Origin of the sequence: Sphingopyxis indica (genome assembly GCF_032879645.1) — a bacterium.
Classification (GTDB): Bacteria; Pseudomonadota; Alphaproteobacteria; order Sphingomonadales; family Sphingomonadaceae; genus Sphingopyxis; species Sphingopyxis indica.
Genome location: NZ_CP076395.1, coordinates 185,302 through 201,499, shown reverse-complemented (window position 1 = coordinate 201,499; position 16,198 = coordinate 185,302). Strand labels below are relative to the sequence as shown.

The 16,198-nt window shown below is 64.1% G+C and carries 24 protein-coding genes; 23 read left to right on the top strand and 1 reads right to left on the bottom strand.

The window, feature by feature from the left end; all coding sequences use genetic code 11:
- The first annotated feature begins 124 nt into the window (after positions 1-124).
- Both KNJ79_RS21465 and KNJ79_RS21460 read left to right on the top strand, forming a co-directional pair.
- Positions 125-589, top strand: coding sequence for a nuclear transport factor 2 family protein (locus tag KNJ79_RS21465; RefSeq protein ID WP_021316512.1), 465 nt, complete (start codon positions 125-127; stop codon positions 587-589).
- 2 nt (positions 590-591) lie between these two features.
- Positions 592-1,179 carry a TetR/AcrR family transcriptional regulator gene (locus tag KNJ79_RS21460; protein WP_021316513.1) on the top strand — a complete coding sequence of 196 codons (588 nt, stop codon included), beginning with the start codon at positions 592-594 and terminating at the stop codon, positions 1,177-1,179.
- A gap of 160 nt (positions 1,180-1,339) precedes the next feature.
- Here the strand turns inward: KNJ79_RS21460 and KNJ79_RS21455 are convergent, their stop codons facing one another.
- Positions 1,340-1,549: a hypothetical protein gene (locus tag KNJ79_RS21455; RefSeq protein WP_021316514.1), complete on the bottom strand. Its 210-nt coding sequence runs from the start codon at positions 1,547-1,549 to the stop codon at positions 1,340-1,342.
- 324 nt (positions 1,550-1,873) lie between these two features.
- Here KNJ79_RS21455 and KNJ79_RS21450 point away from each other — a divergent pair, with 324 nt between their 5' ends.
- The 21 genes from KNJ79_RS21450 (at position 1,874) to KNJ79_RS21355 (ending at position 16,198) form a co-directional block, all read left to right on the top strand.
- Positions 1,874-2,041 carry a hypothetical protein gene (locus tag KNJ79_RS21450; RefSeq protein WP_021316515.1) on the top strand — a complete coding sequence of 56 codons (168 nt, stop codon included), beginning with the start codon at positions 1,874-1,876 and terminating at the stop codon, positions 2,039-2,041.
- 141 nt (positions 2,042-2,182) lie between these two features.
- Positions 2,183-2,623: a hypothetical protein gene (locus KNJ79_RS21445; protein ID WP_021316516.1), complete on the top strand. Its 441-nt coding sequence runs from the start codon at positions 2,183-2,185 to the stop codon at positions 2,621-2,623.
- Positions 2,624-3,184: 561 nt separating this feature from the next.
- Positions 3,185-3,511 carry a DUF736 domain-containing protein gene (locus KNJ79_RS21440; protein WP_021316517.1) on the top strand — a complete coding sequence of 109 codons (327 nt, stop codon included), beginning with the start codon at positions 3,185-3,187 and terminating at the stop codon, positions 3,509-3,511.
- A gap of 185 nt (positions 3,512-3,696) precedes the next feature.
- Positions 3,697-3,942: a helix-turn-helix domain-containing protein gene (locus tag KNJ79_RS21435; RefSeq protein ID WP_021316518.1), complete on the top strand. Its 246-nt coding sequence runs from the start codon at positions 3,697-3,699 to the stop codon at positions 3,940-3,942.
- Positions 3,943-4,033: 91 nt separating this feature from the next.
- Positions 4,034-4,297 carry a DNA -binding domain-containing protein gene (locus KNJ79_RS21430; RefSeq protein WP_021316519.1) on the top strand — a complete coding sequence of 88 codons (264 nt, stop codon included), beginning with the start codon at positions 4,034-4,036 and terminating at the stop codon, positions 4,295-4,297.
- A gap of 132 nt (positions 4,298-4,429) precedes the next feature.
- Positions 4,430-4,729 (top strand): transcriptional regulator domain-containing protein, encoded by a 300-nt coding sequence (locus KNJ79_RS22555; protein WP_394357204.1) that lies wholly within the window; start codon positions 4,430-4,432, stop codon positions 4,727-4,729.
- 94 nt (positions 4,730-4,823) lie between these two features.
- Positions 4,824-5,195 carry a DUF2285 domain-containing protein gene (locus KNJ79_RS21425; protein ID WP_021316520.1) on the top strand — a complete coding sequence of 124 codons (372 nt, stop codon included), beginning with the start codon at positions 4,824-4,826 and terminating at the stop codon, positions 5,193-5,195.
- A 140-nt stretch (positions 5,196-5,335) separates the two neighbouring features.
- On the top strand, positions 5,336-5,617 hold the full coding sequence (locus KNJ79_RS21420) for a helix-turn-helix transcriptional regulator (protein WP_021316521.1): 282 nt from the start codon (positions 5,336-5,338) through the stop codon (positions 5,615-5,617).
- Between the two features lie 11 nt (positions 5,618-5,628).
- Entirely contained in the window at positions 5,629-6,516 is an 888-nt protein-coding gene (locus KNJ79_RS21415) for a replication initiator protein A (protein ID WP_021316522.1), read from the top strand.
- Positions 6,517-6,724: 208 nt separating this feature from the next.
- Complete coding sequence (parA, locus tag KNJ79_RS21410; RefSeq protein WP_021316523.1) at positions 6,725-7,363, top strand: ParA family partition ATPase; 639 nt, start codon at positions 6,725-6,727, stop codon at positions 7,361-7,363.
- A complete protein-coding gene (locus KNJ79_RS21405) occupies positions 7,360-7,614 on the top strand; it encodes a hypothetical protein (protein ID WP_021316524.1) in 255 nt (84 codons plus the stop codon). The genes parA and KNJ79_RS21405 overlap by 4 nt, the downstream gene beginning before the upstream one ends.
- A complete protein-coding gene (locus tag KNJ79_RS21400) occupies positions 7,611-8,132 on the top strand; it encodes a DUF2840 domain-containing protein (RefSeq protein WP_021316525.1) in 522 nt (173 codons plus the stop codon). Before KNJ79_RS21405 ends, KNJ79_RS21400 begins: the two co-directional genes overlap by 4 nt.
- Positions 8,129-8,674 (top strand): S26 family signal peptidase, encoded by a 546-nt coding sequence (locus tag KNJ79_RS21395; RefSeq protein WP_021316526.1) that lies wholly within the window; start codon positions 8,129-8,131, stop codon positions 8,672-8,674. Before KNJ79_RS21400 ends, KNJ79_RS21395 begins: the two co-directional genes overlap by 4 nt.
- Before the next feature lie 46 nt (positions 8,675-8,720).
- Positions 8,721-9,068 carry a DUF736 domain-containing protein gene (locus KNJ79_RS21390; protein ID WP_031294197.1) on the top strand — a complete coding sequence of 116 codons (348 nt, stop codon included), beginning with the start codon at positions 8,721-8,723 and terminating at the stop codon, positions 9,066-9,068.
- Between the two features lie 3 nt (positions 9,069-9,071).
- Entirely contained in the window at positions 9,072-9,836 is a 765-nt protein-coding gene (locus tag KNJ79_RS21385; RefSeq protein ID WP_021316528.1) for a lytic transglycosylase domain-containing protein, read from the top strand.
- Between the two features lie 243 nt (positions 9,837-10,079).
- Positions 10,080-11,819, top strand: coding sequence for a relaxase/mobilization nuclease domain-containing protein (locus tag KNJ79_RS21380; RefSeq protein ID WP_031294201.1), 1,740 nt, complete (start codon positions 10,080-10,082; stop codon positions 11,817-11,819).
- Positions 11,820-11,980: 161 nt separating this feature from the next.
- Positions 11,981-13,960, top strand: coding sequence for a conjugal transfer protein TraG (locus tag KNJ79_RS21375; protein WP_021316530.1), 1,980 nt, complete (start codon positions 11,981-11,983; stop codon positions 13,958-13,960).
- 3 nt (positions 13,961-13,963) lie between these two features.
- Complete coding sequence (locus KNJ79_RS21370) at positions 13,964-14,392, top strand: hypothetical protein (RefSeq protein ID WP_021316531.1); 429 nt, start codon at positions 13,964-13,966, stop codon at positions 14,390-14,392.
- A 215-nt stretch (positions 14,393-14,607) separates the two neighbouring features.
- The gene (gene trbB, locus KNJ79_RS21365; protein WP_021316532.1) at positions 14,608-15,591 is read left to right on the top strand and encodes a P-type conjugative transfer ATPase TrbB; all 984 of its coding nucleotides are present in this window, start codon (positions 14,608-14,610) and stop codon (positions 15,589-15,591) included.
- Positions 15,588-15,920 (top strand): TrbC/VirB2 family protein, encoded by a 333-nt coding sequence (locus KNJ79_RS21360; protein ID WP_021316533.1) that lies wholly within the window; start codon positions 15,588-15,590, stop codon positions 15,918-15,920. Before trbB ends, KNJ79_RS21360 begins: the two co-directional genes overlap by 4 nt.
- Positions 15,920-16,198 (top strand): VirB3 family type IV secretion system protein, encoded by a 279-nt coding sequence (locus tag KNJ79_RS21355; RefSeq protein ID WP_021316534.1) that lies wholly within the window; start codon positions 15,920-15,922, stop codon positions 16,196-16,198. The genes KNJ79_RS21360 and KNJ79_RS21355 overlap by 1 nt, the downstream gene beginning before the upstream one ends.

Genomic DNA, 16,198 nt, shown 5'->3' with positions numbered 1-16,198 from the left:
CCATGCTCGAGTGGACTTTACCAGGGAGCCGCACTGAGCGCCTGCACTTCAGTCCTGGCGATTGACGTTGGTGATCGGCCCTTGTACCGAACGGTACAAGGCAGTTCTCCTAAGGAATTCCGACATGAGCCGACCTCCGCTTCCGCCTTTCACAGCCGAAACCGCCACGCAAAAGGCCCGGCTCGCTGAAGACGCATGGAACAGTCGCGATCCGGAAAAGGTCGCGCAGGCTTACACGATCGACAGCGTCTGGCGGAACCGCAGCGAGTTCGTGACGGGGCGTGAGCAAATCATCCCCTTCCTGGCGCGCAAATGGGCCAAGGAGCTCGACTATCGACTCATCAAGGAGGTCTGGGCCTGGCAAGACCGTCGCATTGCGGTTCGCTTCGCTTATGAGTGGCACGATGACAGCGGCACCTGGTTCCGCTCTTATGGCAATGAAAATTGGGAGTTCGACGATGCTGGGCTGATGGCCCGCCGGATCGCCTCCATCAACGATCGCCCGATTGCGGCAAGCGAGCGTCTGTTCATCTGGCCTCTGGGCCGACGGCCGGACGACCATCCCTCGCTCAGCGCGCTCGATCTCTGAGCATGTCACGCACGGCCACGGATCGGGTCGACGCGCTGCCGGCCTTGGCGGAAGTCTTTCGCGAACATGGCCATGCGGGCGCGAGCCTGTCGCGCATTTCCGCAGCGACCGGTCTGGGCAAGGGGAGCCTCTATAACTTCTTCCCCGGCGGCAAGGACGAAATGATGGCCGCCGTTCTCGCCGATATTGCGGACTGGTTTGAGGCGGCGATCTTTTCCGCGTTGGAGCTGTCCGACGACCCGGCACGGGCGATCGCGGCAATGATCCGGGACGTAGACACCTATTTCAACTCGGGTGGCCGGGTCTGCCTCGTGGGCACGTTGGGTCTCAGCGCGTCCCGTGACCCCTTCACCAAATCGATAAGGCTCTATTTCGAACGGTGGATCGCCGCGCTGGCCACATGCATCGCAAAGGGTAGTGTGCCAGGCAATGAGGCAAGCACGCTAGCTGAACGGACCGTGGTCGGAATTCAGGGCGCCATCGTCCTCGCTCGGGCGCTCGACGACGAAAACACCTTCAGGCGCATCCTTCGCCATCACGAAAAGACGATGCTCGATGCGATTGCAGCGCATCGCTCGCGGCATTCCTAGATCGCACCTCTTCCGACCCGAACGGCGACCGGCTGCGCGCGCTGGGCCTCGCCGAGCAGCTCGATATCCGCTCCTGAACGCGGCTGCATGCAAGCACCGCAGCCTCACGCTATTCAATCGGCCGTAAAGGTGGGTAGGCGCCATTTCGCGACGCCGCCTCTCAGGTCGGATCGCCGGTAACGGCGATCCGAGCCGCGCGCGCATAATGCGCGAGCTCGCTATCATTCTCGATCAGATCCTCGAGCAGTGCTTTCATATCGGTCTGGTCGGAGCTCGACTGAAATGGTCCAGGCTGCCTCTCGATCGCAAGCACCGCGATGGCGAGCGCCTTTTTCACCAGATGCAGGTCGCGTCCCGCAAACTCGGCCATATGCCTATCCTTCGTACTGCCTTCCCAACACGCACCTCACGATAGCCCAAATGCGGATCGGGGCGTGACTCACAAATCGCCCGGTCAACAGGTCATCAATGGACATCGACGTTCGTGGCTCGGTTCGCGGACAACCACCCCCGCCGCGTTGGCGCTGATCCTTGGTCAGACTGAACGCTTGACGCCATCAACCCGTAAAGGGTCGGCTACGCAAAGCGTGCCGCCGCTCTGGCCTTGCCTGCGCGGTGATTGCAGCGCCCAGCCCGACACATCGGGCGCCTGTCAGCGGGGGATGGTCCTCCGCTCAAGACAGGAGCCGCACCAATGTCCTTCCACGATGCTCACGCCTTCGCCTTCAGCCTCGCCAGCACTCTCATGACCGCAATCGTAATCTTCCGGGCCGGTGACGGCACAGTCTCGGTCATGCCGGCCAATGAATATGACGGCGACAGCACCGCTATCCTCGATGAAATCGACCCTTTCGCCTCGTAAATACGACAAGGCCGTGCGGCTGAGCGAATCCATTTCTCGGTTTTCGCTCCCGGCACGGCCGATTTTCTGCTACTTCAATTCGTGCGCCGAGGTGGTGGTGGCAGGCGCGACCGTCAGAATACTCTTACGGAGACCACCACTATGATTATCCTGTCCATCCTTGCCTCCTTCGCCGCCATAGGCGCGATCTGCTGGCTCTTGTTCACGCTGGCCGTGTTCGCTCTCCCGGCTTTCGTCGGGGTCACCGTCGGCGTCTGGGCGCACGCCAGCGGCGCCGGCCTGATCGGTGCCTTTCTTGTCGGTGTTCTCGCCGCAGGGGCGACGCTCACCATCGGTCATCTGTTGATCGGTTTTCTCCGGCCCTTGTGGCTGAAGGTCCTGGTCGCCCTTGCCTTTGTGGCGCCCGCGGCCGTCGCGGGCTTCCACGCGACCCACGGCATCGTCAAGCATCTCATGCCTTCCGAAACTTGGCAGCTCGCCTTTTCGATCATCGGTGCCATCGCGGTCGGCGTGACGGCACTTCTCCGCGTCACCGGAATGACAGCCCCAGACCCGTCAGCGCAGCAGATCGCCAGAGCCTGAGTCGCCGGGCAACGGTCAGGCGGTTGAGTAGAGCGCGTCATGCCGTGAGTCGTCGTCGAACTGTGCGGTTGGGGAAGCGTCGTGCGCAATCACTCGCAGAGCGCAGCGCGGCATTGACCCTCGCACGGCTGCTGGCGGGTGGCGCAGCGGCATTGCCGGGAGGGACGGGCCGTGCGCGTAGGCCAGCGGCGCACTGGCGTAGCACAGTTTCCTTGCCGGACGCCAAGGCAGGCGAGCCGATGCCGTAAGCGGCGGCGCCTCAGGTCCAAGGCGGGCAGCCTGTTCCTCCTTGCCGGAACTCCTGTCTCAAGCGCACCAACACGGTCTCTTCAATGGCCTGATCTGGCCGAACGCCGGCTTCGCCTCGATCGCCTATGCCGCAACAGCGGCGTCACAACTTTCTTCCCCTGGCGGCTGTGCCGCCATTCCGCGCGGAACAAGAAAGTTCCTCCTTTGCTGTCATGCCCCTGACGGGGTGCGTCGTCGATCGCCTCCGGCCTGTCGATCGCCATCGAGACCGCAATGGTGCGGGCTCGAAACGTCGAAGCAAGGAGAACTCACATGGCTACCATCGGCACCTTCAAGAAGACCGCCTCGAACGAATTCACCGGCGAAATCGTCACCCTCTCGGTCCAGGCCAAGAACGTCCGCATCATCCCCGAAGCTCGCACCACCGGCGAGAACGCTCCCAGCCACCGCGTCTTCGTCGGCCGCGCCGAAATCGGCGCCGCCTGGTCCAAGCAGTCGAACGAGGGCCGCGACTATCTCGGCCTCAAGCTCGACGATCCGAGCTTCACCGCTCCGATCTACGCCAACCTCTTCGACGACGAGGACGGCGAGAGCTTCAGCCTCATCTGGTCGCGCCCGAACCGCCGCAACGGCGACTAAGGCCCCACCGATGCCCCGCCCGAGATCGGGCGGGGCATTATTCTTGTTCCTGACCGAATCGGATTTCACCCGGATAGGCGAACCTCATGGTCGCAAAGCGAATAGCGCTGGAGTTTGGCGACGAAAGCGACTATTTTAGTCGTAGTTCTGGCGTGCGCGTGTCTCCGAATGGGAGGTGATCATGCATGATCACCGCCCGACAATCGCGGGCCGCACGCGCGTTGCTGGGTTGGACACAGGAGACGCTCGCTGACAAGGCCCGAATATCCCTGACCGCGCTCAAGCGCCTCGAATCCGAAAACGGGCTCCAGGTGTACGAGACGACGCGCGATCAGGTGCGCCGTGCCCTCGAAGGAAGTGGCATCGTCCTACTCAATTCCGACAAGGGGGAGGGCGTCATGCTGGTCAGGTCCGAGGACATGTCCGCCTGAGCCAGCGCTCGGCCACCGGCCCCTTCGCCGCGCCGCTCAACTAATGGTTAACAAATAGCTCCAAAATGCATATAGTCTGTACGTGAGCAACATGATCCAAAATAGCTTTCTCGATGCACCGCCGCAAAGCGAGACGCTCACGCCCTATGACCGCGAGCATCTTTCGACCTATCTGCGCCTGCTCGACGCCGAAGCCGACGGTGCGCTCTGGCAGGACGTGGTCGAAACCGTATTCGGCCTCGATCCCAGAACCGAGCCCGACCGATCCGCCCAAGTCTATGCCACGCACATCGCCCGGGCCAGGTGGATGACCGAAAACGGCTACCGCCACCTGATCCAGACCCGGTTCCACTGACCGCCCGCATCGCGTGATGCAGGTCTTGCATCACGCGATGCGGGCTTCGTACTTCCCGTCACCGTCCCGAACTGGAATCCTGCGCCTCCAAAATTTTGCGCTTCATGTGCAACTAGCGGGGAGGACACGATTATGCCCCAACATGGCACCTGGCGGTCCGCTTCCGCCTATGACTATGTCGAGGAGCTCGATCCGGAAGAACTGGCCTGGGAGTTTCTGCGGCGCAATCGGCAGTACCAGGCCGAGTATCAGCAATTGACCGGCGCGGCCCGACTGGACGCGAGCGCTGACACGGGTATCTGCGCCAAATGGGGGTTGCGATTTCGCGACGGACCCGAAGCTACGCGCGATCGATGCCGCGATCTTCTGGGCTGCAACCGCCGATCCGGGGACACTCCACTTCGCACCGCTATCCGAATCCCTCGCCTATAGCCCGTTCCCAGTTCCTGCCGAGATCGCGCATGAGCGGTCGGCTCCGGAAGGGACGTACCAGTATCTCCAGATCAGACACACACGCTTCTACGTCATGGCCGAACATGGCGCCGACCCCAGCGCACCCATCGGACTGGTGATCGCGATCGGTTCCGACACCGATGATCGCATCGAGACGGTGGGCCGCTTCTTGTCCGCGTTGCAGAAGAACAAGCCACGCGAAGACCCACGAACGACGCCCCAACGCCGTCATCGTCTCCGGCAGATGTTGCGCGCGATCGACGCCTGGATGGAGGCGGTCCCTTATCGCCGGATCGCGGCCGTCCTGTTCCCCGACGATGACATCGAGGCCCGCTCCTGGGTCGGCAATCCTGTAAGAGAAACAACAATCCGTCTCGTTCGGGATGGAAAGTCGCTCGTCAACGGCGGCTACCGCGCCTTGTTGCGTCGCTCCCGCCGCTCCTGATCCACTGAGCCGCGCATGCGCGGCCCGTGTCGATTTTAGCGAGCGATCTTCGACATCGCGCGGGCGCCTCCGCCTCGCCACCGTGCTCTCGATCCGCCGCTGACCCCCAGCGGCACGAAACGAGACCATGGAGCCTTCTTATGGCCGAGACCGCCGCCGGCTTTCCGCCACGCTACCTACGCTCACCCGAAGCCGCGCGCTTTCTCGGCCTCTCCAACCGCACCCTCGAAAAACATCGCACCTATGGCACCGGCCCCGCCTATCGCAAGCTCGGCGGCCGCGTCGTCTACGCGCTCGACGATTTGCAGGCCTGGGCCGAAAGCGGGACCGTCACCTCGACTTCCGATCCGCGTGGCGCCGTGCTCCCGGCAAAGCCAAAAGCCGACGCCGCGCACCGCGCTGCTGGCCGCGGCTCGCGCTGACCATCACTGCCATGTCGTCCCGGCATCACCACCGCGAGGAACGCGCGCAGCTCGATCTGTTCCGCGCCCTCCCTGGCGATCTCGCGCCGCGCGACGCGCAGGATCTCATGGCCTATCCTTTCTTCTCGCTCGCCAAGTCGAAGCGCCTGGCGCCGATCGACTTCAAGGCCGGTTCCATCGTCATCCGCGTCGAGGCCGTCGCCGAGCATGGCATGGCGACGATATGGGATGCTGACATCCTGATCTGGGCGGCCTCGCAAATCGTCGAGGCGCGCGATCTCGGCCTGCGGCCGTCGCGCCTCATGGCGACGACGCCCTACGAAATCCTCAACTTTATCGGCCGCGGCGTGTCGCTACGCGACTACGACCGCCTGAAAGCGGCGCTGGACCGGCTTCAGTCCACCACCGTTGCCACCTCCATTCGCCAGATCTCCGAGCGGCGGATGCACCGCTTCTCCTGGATCAACGAATGGAAGGAGCGCGCCGACCATCGCGGCCGACCGCTCGGCCTCGAACTGATCGTTCCCGACTGGTTTTACGGCGCGGTGCTTGACGACGCGCTCGTCCTCACCATCGACCGCAATTATTTCGGCCTCACCGGCGGGCTCGAACGCTGGCTTTACCGCCTCGTGCGCAAGCACGGCGGCCGCCAGGAATTCGGCTGGAGCTTCGACTTCCCGCATCTCCACGCCAAGTCCGGGAGCCTCTCGCCGCTCAAGCACTTCGCTTACGACCTGCGCGCCATCGTCCGCCGCCAGCCGCTCCCCGGCTACCGGCTCACCATCGAGCAATGCGGCGGTGGACCCGAAATTCTTTCCTTCGCACCGACCGACCCGGATGCCCTGGGCATCCCGCGTCGCCGACGCCGCCGCAAATCACGTCCTGGGGATAAGCTGTGAATTGTCTCGTGCTATCAGGGACCGGCGCTATCGTGCCATCAGGGACCCGATCCTCGTGCTATCGGGGACCGAAATCGACGAATCCTCGCTTTGAATCAGTACCTTGCGAGCCCTGTAACTTATCTAACCTAGATTCCTTCGGAATCTGTCTAACGCAGCAGCGTCATTCGCGTGCTGTGGACACCTCCGCGTTTCGCGGGAGCCGGTCATGATCGTCGCGCTGCTCAATCAGAAGGGCGGTGTCGGCAAGACGACGCTCGCTCTGCATCTTGCCGGCGAATGGGCGCGTCATGGCCAGCGCGTTACGCTGATCGACGCCGACCCCCAGGGATCGGCGCTCGACTGGTCGCAGCAGCGCAGCCGGGAGGGACTGGCACGGCTGTTCGGCGTCGTCGGCCTGGCCCGCGATACGCTCCACCGTGAAGCGCCGGAACTGGCCCGCGACTGCGACCATGTCGTCATCGATGGCCCGCCCCGTGTCGCCAGCCTGATGCGCTCGGCGCTTCTCGCGGCCGATCTCGTGCTGATCCCTGTGCAGCCGTCGCCGCTCGATGGCTGGGCCTCGGCAGAGATGCTTTCCCTGCTCAGCGAGGCGCGCATCTATCGCCCGCAGCTCGCCGCCCGCTTCGTGCTCAACCGCTGCGCGGCGCGCACGGTGCTCGCCCGTGAAACCACCGAGACGCTGGCCGATCATGAGCCGCCCTTGCTCTCCGCAACGATTGGCCAGCGCATCGTCTTCGCCGATGCCCTGCAGACCGGCCGACTTGCCGCCGAGCAGGACGAGGCCTGTCCCGGCGCGCGCGAAATCACGCGGCTCGCGGCCGACGTCGCGAGGATCGGTGCATGAGTGAGCATTCCCCCAAACGCCGCTTCGCGTCTCGCCCCGGCGATGCCGAAAGCTGGATCAAGGCGCCCGAGCGGCACGCGCGGCAGGGTCAAGCTGGTGAGGCTTTCCCGGCCAGGCTGACCATCGATGTCACCGCCGACATGCGCGGTCGCATCAAGATCGCCGCGTTCCAGCGCGGCCAGACCGTTGCCGACATGCTGCGCGAACTGTTCGAGCGTGAATTCCCATCCCAGTCAGGAGAAGCATCATGACCGCGCTTGTTGCCGCACCTATGTCGGCCGGCGGTGCCGACGCAAACGCGCCGACCGACGACCTCACCCAGGTCGAACTCGTCTGGATCGAGAAGCGGACCGAGCACTGGATCCGCTTCGGCCGCGACGTGGGCGAACAAATCCTCGACCGCCGCAGACGCATTGTCTTCTTCGCTCCCGGCGCGGTGTTCGCGCTCGTGCGCTGGGCATCGAACGACTATGGAACCATCTTCTCTCGGCTCGACATCGTGCGCGCCGTCCGCAGCGGCGAGGCATTCCAGACGCACCCCACGGTAATGCCCGGCGGCGCCATTCTCTTGCGCGCGAACGGCTGGCCGGACGTCGAGCGCGTGCTCCAGATCATCGATGCGGTCGAGGCGGTCGGCATCGATCCGGTGGATGCCGCCCCCGATCATTGGCGCCACGTCCACAACCGGCTGGCCGCCGGCGAAACGCCGCGCGCCTACACGCTGGCTCGCCATCGCGCATTCGGCATGCGCCGGGAGATCGGCGTATGACCCGCTTCGGTTATGTGATGGCGACCTATTTCGCGACGATGGGCGTCGCGATCGCCTCGATCGTCGCGCACCCGACGAAGCTCGTCTGGAACGCGTCGGCCAGCACACCCATCGGCCTTTACACAATCGCACCGGATCGGTCGCCGCAGCTCGGCGATCTGGTCGCCGTGCGCGCGCCAGAACCGCTTGAGAGCTTCATGGTCAGGCGCGGCTATATCGGTCGAAGCGTGCCGCTCATGAAGCATGTTGCCGCGATTGCCGGACAGCGCGTCTGCCGCAACGGCCACACGATCACGGTCGATGCCGAACCGTTGGGCGAAGCGCTTGCGCGCGATCGTCTCGGCCGCGCGCTGCCCGTCTGGAAGGGATGCCGCGTCCTCGCCAAGGACGAGCTGTTCCTGATGAACTGGCAGGTCCGCGACAGTCTCGACGGCCGCTATTTCGGTCCTCTGCCCGTCGCTGCGGTCATCGGCCGAGCCACTCCACTCTACACCGACGAGGACGGCGATGGCCGCTTCGTCTGGCGCGCGCCGACGCGGTGACGACGCACGCCTGGTCATCCTCACCGCCCATCCCAAGGAAGAAACCATGTCTCTCATCGGTCAATTCACCCGCGATGATTCCGGCTTCATCGGTCATCTCGACACACTCTTGCTGCACCAGGATATCATCATCCTTCCCGCCGAACCTTCCGAGGCCGAGAACGCGCCCCATTTTCGCGTTCACATCTTCGACGGCATGAACAACGAAGCCGGCCCCGAGATCGGAGCGGGCTGGAATCGCACTGGCGACAAAGCGGGCGACTATGTCTCGCTTCAGTTCGACGATCCGAGCTTCGGGCAGCCTATCCGCGCCAACCTGTTCCAGTCGTCCGACGATAAATCCTCCTGGGTGCTGCACTGGAGTCGCCCGCCCAAACGCGGCGAGCGGGATTGAAAAATGCCAGCCTGCCGCAATCAACGTGTCGCCGGGCGGTTCACCACCGTCCGGCTGACAGTCCTCCTTCTCCTTTCCGGTCTTGTTCTGACCGGCGCTCCTGCCGCCTTGGTCGAGGCGCAGACGCCGCCGCCGACCGCCGGTTCGGTCCGCGATCCTTATGCGCCTTTCGTTACCGAGGCAGCGCAGCGGTTCGGCATTCCCGAGGCGTGGATTTATGCTGTCATGCGTATCGAGAGTCGAGGCGATGCGCGCGCGATCTCACCCAAAGGCGCGATGGGCCTCATGCAGATCATGCCTGCCACCTGGACAGTGTTGCGCGCGCGATATGGGCTGGGCAGCGATCCCTATGATCCGCGCGACAACATCCTTGCCGGCGCCGCTTACTTGCGCGAAATGCACGACCGTTACGGCGCACCCGGCTTTCTCGCGGCCTATAATGCCGGTCCCGGCCGATATGAGGCATATCGCGCGACCGGCCGTCCATTGCCGGCTGAAACGGTCACCTATGTTGCGATGATCGCGCCGCGGATCGGTGCTCAAGGCCGCATCGCTCCCGTTGCTGTCGCCGTGCCCGACCCCCTCGCATGGATGCGTGCGCCGCTATTCGTCGAGCGCACCGGCAGCAGTCCGGTTGCAGATGACGAGCAGAATTTCAGTGCTTCGATGGCATCCACAACGCCGTCGGCTGCGCGCCAAATTGCTCCTGTTGAGACCGTTTCCAGCGGCCTGTTCGTGCGCCAGGCGGATGGAGCACGCGGGCAATGATAGGAATGCTGCCCGATCGCGTCGTGGCGAAGCGCAGCGTGGAAGAGGCGGCATGGCGGGGAAGGACGAGCACCACAACCGGACGATGGCAGGATAAAAGGGCGCACATTGTGCGCCGGTCGGTCGGTTGGTTTTCTGGGCGTTTTGCCTGCGCTCCGCACATTGTCCACGCGTGGCACAATGTGCGCTCCGAGCTCAGAGCAGCGGATTTCCGTCATTTTTCGCACAGTGTCGAGCGATTTCATGGCCGATGAACGCGAGTTCCGCATCCGGCCTGGCCGTATCCGCTCGACGCGTGCGCAGGCGGCACGGCCCTTCATCGCGCAAGCATTGGCAGCCGCAAAGAAGGCGGGTGGCGGCGTGTCGCGATCCGGGCGCATCACGTCCGGCAATCGCTCGCGCTTCGGCCACGGCCAGCGCGCCAGCATCCAGGCCAACCGCCTCATCACAGCGCGATCGCGGGGCGCCGTCATCAAGGCGCGCGTGGTACGCCAATCGGCACGCACGGCGCCGCTCGCTACCCATCTCGATTACCTGCGCCGCGATGGCGTCACCCGGGATGGGGAAAAGGCGCGGCTGTTCGGACCGGGAGAGGAGGAAGCGGATGGCCGCGCCTTTGCCGAGCGGTGCGAGGGCGACCGGCATCATTTCCGCTTCATCGTCTCACCCGACGACGCGCTGGAAATGTCCGATCTGCGATCCTTCACAAAGGAACTCGCGGGTCAGATGGAAAGAGATCTCGGCACCAGCCTTGACTGGGTGGCGGTCGATCACTGGAACACCGAGCATCCGCATGTCCATCTCATCGTGCGCGGCGTGCGGGACGACGGCGAGGATCTCGTCATCTCGCGCGACTATATCAAGCAAGGCATGCGCGACAGGGCGCGCGATCTCATCACCCAGGAGCTTGGCCCGCGCACCGATCTCGACATCCGGCGCAGTCTTGAAAGTCAGATCGCATCCGAACGCTTGACACAGCTCGACCGCCAGCTCCTTCGCGACGGTCGACGCACCGGCATCATCGATGTCGCGCCGCCGACTGGCGAACAGCCCGACGCATTCCACGCACTCAAGGTCGGACGCCTGCGCAAGCTCGAAACACTCGGCCTCGCCGAGCAGATCGGTGCCGGCCAATGGACGATCGACGACAAGGCCGAGGCAACGCTGCGCGAACTCGGCGAACGCGGCGACATCATCAAGCGCATGCACCATGCGTTGACGGCACGCGGCATCGAGCGCGGATCAGCGGATTATGTACTGGCGGCTGAAAGTCTCGATGCGCCGATTGTCGGCCGCCTGGCCGAGCGCGGCCTTGATGACGAACTCAAGGGCAGCGCCTATGCCGTGGTCGACGGCATCGATGGACGGAGCCATCACATCAGGCTCGCTGATCTCAACGCCGCCGGCGACAGTGCTCCAGGTTCGATCGTCGAGCTGCGCGCCTATGACGATTCGCGCGGCCAGCGCCGTGTCGCGCTCGCGGTGCGCTCGGATCTCGATATCGAACATCAGGTAACCGCGATCGGCGCAACCTGGCTCGATCGGCAGAACACCTCGCGCGACCCGGCAGTGCTGTCCGAGAGCGGGTTCGGCGCCGACGTCCGCGATGCCCTCGACCGCCGTGCGGAACATTTAGTCGAGCAGGGCTTCGCCGAGCGGCAAGGTCGGCGCACAGTCTTCGCTCGCAGTCTCCTCGAGACGCTGCGCCGCCGCGACGTGGAGGCGCTGGGCGAGAAACTCGCCGATCAGACCGGCCAGTCTTTCCAGCGCGCCGAAAGCGGTGAGTATGTCGCCGGCACTTATCGTCGCCGCTTCACGCTTTCCTCTGGCCGCTTTGCGATGATCGACGATGGCCTCGGCTTTCAGCTCGTCCCCTGGACACCCTCGATGGAAAAGCATCTTGGCCATCACATCTCCGGCGTTGGGCGCGGCGATGGCGGAGTCGACTGGAGCTTCGCTCGCCAGCGAGGACTCGGCCGTTGAGCGCGGGTGTCAATCCAAGCGCAAAGCGCCAAAGCGCGGTCGGCTCCGCACACCCGCCGTTGTGTATCCGTTAGCCGCCGTTCCCTCGATCGCCGGGCGGCAGGTCTTGTCCGCGCTGCTCCTGCCTCCCAGCGTAGTGCTATTTGCACGGGTTATTGCTCATGTCAGGCACGAAAATTCTCTGGGGCCAGATCCTCATCGTATTCACAATCGTCCTCGCCACGACCTGGGCGGCGACGGAGTGGACGGCATATCGGCTCGGCTTTCAGCCTCAGCTCGGGACGCCATGGTTCGAAATCGCCGGTTGGCCGGTCTATTATCCGCCTTCCTTCTTCTGGTGGTGGTATTTCTACGACGCCTACGCGCCGCCGATCTTTGTCGAAGGCGCCTATATTGCCGCGTCCGGAGGATTCATCGCCATCGCGGTCGCGATCCTCATGTCGATCTGGCGCGCACGCGAAGCGCGCAATGTCTTTACCTATGGATCGGCGCGATGGGCAAACCAGGATGAAGTCGAGGCGGCCGGGCTCCTCGGTCCCGATGGCGTCGTTCTTGGAAAGCTCAGAAACGATTACCTGCGCCACGAGGGGCCGGAGCATATCTTGTGCTTCGCCCCGACGCGATCCGGCAAGGGCGTCGGGCTCGTCATACCCTCGCTACTCACTTGGCCCGGATCCGCCATCGTCCACGACATCAAGGGCGAGAATTGGCAACTCACGGCAGGCTTTCGCGCGCGGCACGGCCGTGTGCTGCTCTTCGACCCGACCAATGCGAAATCGGCTGCCTACAATCCACTTCTGGAGGTCCGGAAAGGGGAATGGGAGGTGCGCGACGTTCAGAATATCGCCGATATCCTGGTCGATCCGGAAGGGTCGCTGGAAAAGCGCAACCACTGGGAAAAAACCAGTCACGCGCTCTTGGTCGGCGCAATCCTGCATGTCCTCTACGCCGAACAGGATAAGACCTTGGCCGGCGTTGCTGCCTTTCTGTCCGATCCCCGACGGCCGATCGAGTCAACCCTGGCCGCGATGATGAAGACCGCTCACCTAGGTGAGGCCGGCCCACACCCGGTCATCGCCAGCGCCGCCCGCGAGTTGTTGAACAAGTCCGAGAACGAGCGGTCCGGCGTACTTTCAACAGCCATGTCGTTCCTTGGCCTTTACCGCGATCCCGTGGTCGCGCGCGTGACGCGCCGCTGCGACTGGCGCATCACCGATATGGTCGGCGGCAAGCACCCCACGACGCTTTATCTGGTCGTGCCTCCCTCCGACATTAACCGCACGAAGCCCTTGATCCGCTTGATCCTCAATCAGATCGGGCGGCGGCTGACCGAAGACCTGCACGCGAAGACCGCTCGTCACAAACTTCTGCTGATGCTCGACGAGTTCCCGGCGCTCGGCCGTCTCGACTTCTTCGAGAGCGCGCTCGCCTTCATGGCGGGTTACGGGCTCAAGAGCTTCCTGATCGCGCAATCGTTGAACCAGATCGAAAAAGCCTATGGGCCGAACAACTCGATCCTCGATAATTGCCATGTCAGGGTGAGCTTCGCCACCAACGACGAGCGAACCGCCAAGCGCGTGTCAGATGCACTTGGCACCGCAACCGAGATGCGGGCGATGAAAAACTACGCAGGGCATCGCCTCTCGCCTTGGCTCGGACACCTCATGGTGTCGCGGCAGGAAACCGCGCGGCCGCTGCTTACGCCCGGCGAGGTCATGCAGCTCCCTGCCGCCGATGAAATCATCATGGTGGCTGGCACTCCGCCGATCCGGGCGAAGAAAGTGCGCTATTTCGAAGACAGGCGCTTCGGGGAGCGCATCCTGACACCGCCGGCAACGACGGCATCGCCCAGAGGGAAGGCCGATGACTGGACGAACCTGCCATTGCCTGCCGTCCCGCAAGTCAGCGCCGATAGGAGCCTGTCCGACGACGAAGACACGACCGGTTCGGAGCCTCGGCGCCAGCCTGAGCTCGACCGCACGAAGCCGGTCGAAAAGAAGCCTCCGCTCGAAAATGAGTTCGATTTTGACGCTGCCGATGACGATCAGGAAGCCCCGGCGCGCAACAATCGAATGAGCCGAATGATGCAACGCGTGGCACGACAGGTTTCGATGGACCCGAAAGACGGCCTGGAGCTCTGAAGCATGTCAGGTCGCAGGAAGAAAACGCAAATCTCAGTCTATCTCGACCCGGAAGTCATGACGATGCTTGCCGATTATGCGGCGCGCCGTGACCGCTCGCAGTCCATGGTTGCCGAAGCCGCGATCGCGTCGTTCCTCTCTCCCGACGACGCGGAACGACGCGAGGCCGTAGTCGCCAAACGGCTCGACCAGCTCGATCGCCGCATGGCCCGCCTCGAGCGCGATCTCGGGATTTCCGTCGAAACATTGGCTGTGTTCGTTCGCTTCTGGCTCACGACGACGCCGGCACTGCCCGAGCCGGCCGCCCAAGCGGCCCGGGCCAAGGCGGGAGAGCGCTATGAGGCATTCGTCGCCGCACTGGGCCGGCGCCTCGCCAAGGGGCCAAAGCTCCGCCAGGAGATCTCCGAGGATATCAGCCCCTCCGGTGATTGAGAGGCTCGCCATATCCTGGTGCGGCTGTCCGATTCGCTTTCCTTGCGCCTAAGTCACTCGACCGTTCGCTGAACGGAATCCGCCGATTCCCTGTCTTTCTACGCTACAGCACGATGGCCACGCATCGGTTGTTGAACTCGTCGAATTTCTGCCTCTTCTACTTTTCCCCAATCCATGGCCGCGCGCAGGGCGCGCCCGAACAAGGATGGGGCGACATGGCGAATGTACAGAACATTACGGAGGCAAGCTCACGCGGCGCGCGCATGCTGCGCACGGCGCTCGGTCCCGCGATCGCCGAATTTCTGGAAGACGTCGCCGTCGTCGAGGTGATGCTCAATCCCGACGGACGCCTTTGGGTCGACCGCCTTTCGGAGGGCCTCACCGAAACTGAAGAACGGCTGTCTCCCGCCGACGGCGAGCGGATCATTCGTCTCGTCGCCCATCATGTCGGGGCCGAGGTCCACCCCGGCGCGCCGCGCGTCTCCGCGGAGCTACCGGGAACGGGGGAGCGCTTCGAAGGTCTCCTGCCGCCTGTGGTCGCCGCGCCGGCGTTCGCGATCCGTAAGCCCGCCGTCGCTGTCTTCACGCTCAACGACTATGTGGCCGGGGGCATTATGGTGGCGGCCCACGCGGAGGTTCTGCGCCTTGCCGTTGCCGAGCGGCGCAACATCCTTGTCGCCGGCGGCACGTCGACCGGCAAAACGACGCTGACCAATGCCTTGCTCGCCGAGGTCTCGAAGACCGCCGACCGTGTCGTACTGATCGAAGACACGCGCGAGCTGCAATGCGCCGCGCCGAATCTCGTCGCGATGCGCACCAAGGACGGCGTCGCCACACTCTCCGACCTGGTGCGGTCCTCGCTCCGTCTGCGTCCCGACAGGATTCCGATCGGCGAGGTTCGCGGCGCCGAAGCGCTCGACCTGCTCAAAGCCTGGGGGACAGGACATCCGGGCGGCATCGGTACGATTCACGCCGGAAGTGCGATCGGTGCGCTACGGCGCCTCGAGCAGCTCATCCAGGAAGCAGTCGTCACCGTGCCGCGCGCGCTTATCGCCGAAACCATCGACATCGTTGCCGTCCTCGCCGGCCGCGGCCGTTCGCGCCGGCTCGCCGAACTCGCTCGCGTTGAAGGGACCGGCGCCGATGGCGACTACCGCATCAGCCCTGTCACCTTGCCCATCGAAGGAGCACCCGCATGATCAGCCGCATTCCTCGCTTTCGCAAGCGTATCGCCTCGACCGCCTCGGTCCTTCTTTTCAGCATGATGCTGGCGCCGGCGGCGCATGCGTCGGGTTCGTCCATGCCCTGGGAGGCGCCGCTCCAGTCGATCCTGGAGTCGATTGAGGGGCCGGTGGCGAAGATCATTGCCGTGATCATCATCATCATCACCGGCCTGACGCTGGCATTCGGCGATACCTCGGGTGGCTTTCGCCGGCTCATCCAGATCGTCTTCGGCCTTTCGATCGCCTTTGCAGCGTCGAGTTTCTTCCTTTCGTTCTTCTCGTTCGGCGGCGGAGCGCTCGTATAATGCCCGGGCCGATCGATCAGGGCGAGGTTCCGGGCTTCGCCGTGCCGGTCCACAGGGCGCTGACCGAGCACATCCTGCTCGGAGGCGCGCCCCGCTCGGTGGCGATCCTCAATGGAACGCTGGCAGCGGCGCTTGGACTTGGCCTGCGTCTCTGGCTCGTTGGTCTGGGTCTGTGGGCGATCGGTCACTTCGCTGCGGTCTGGGCAGCAAAGCGTGACCCCCAATTTGTCGATGTCGTGCGTCGGCACCTGCGCATTCCCGGTCATCTGAGGGTCTGA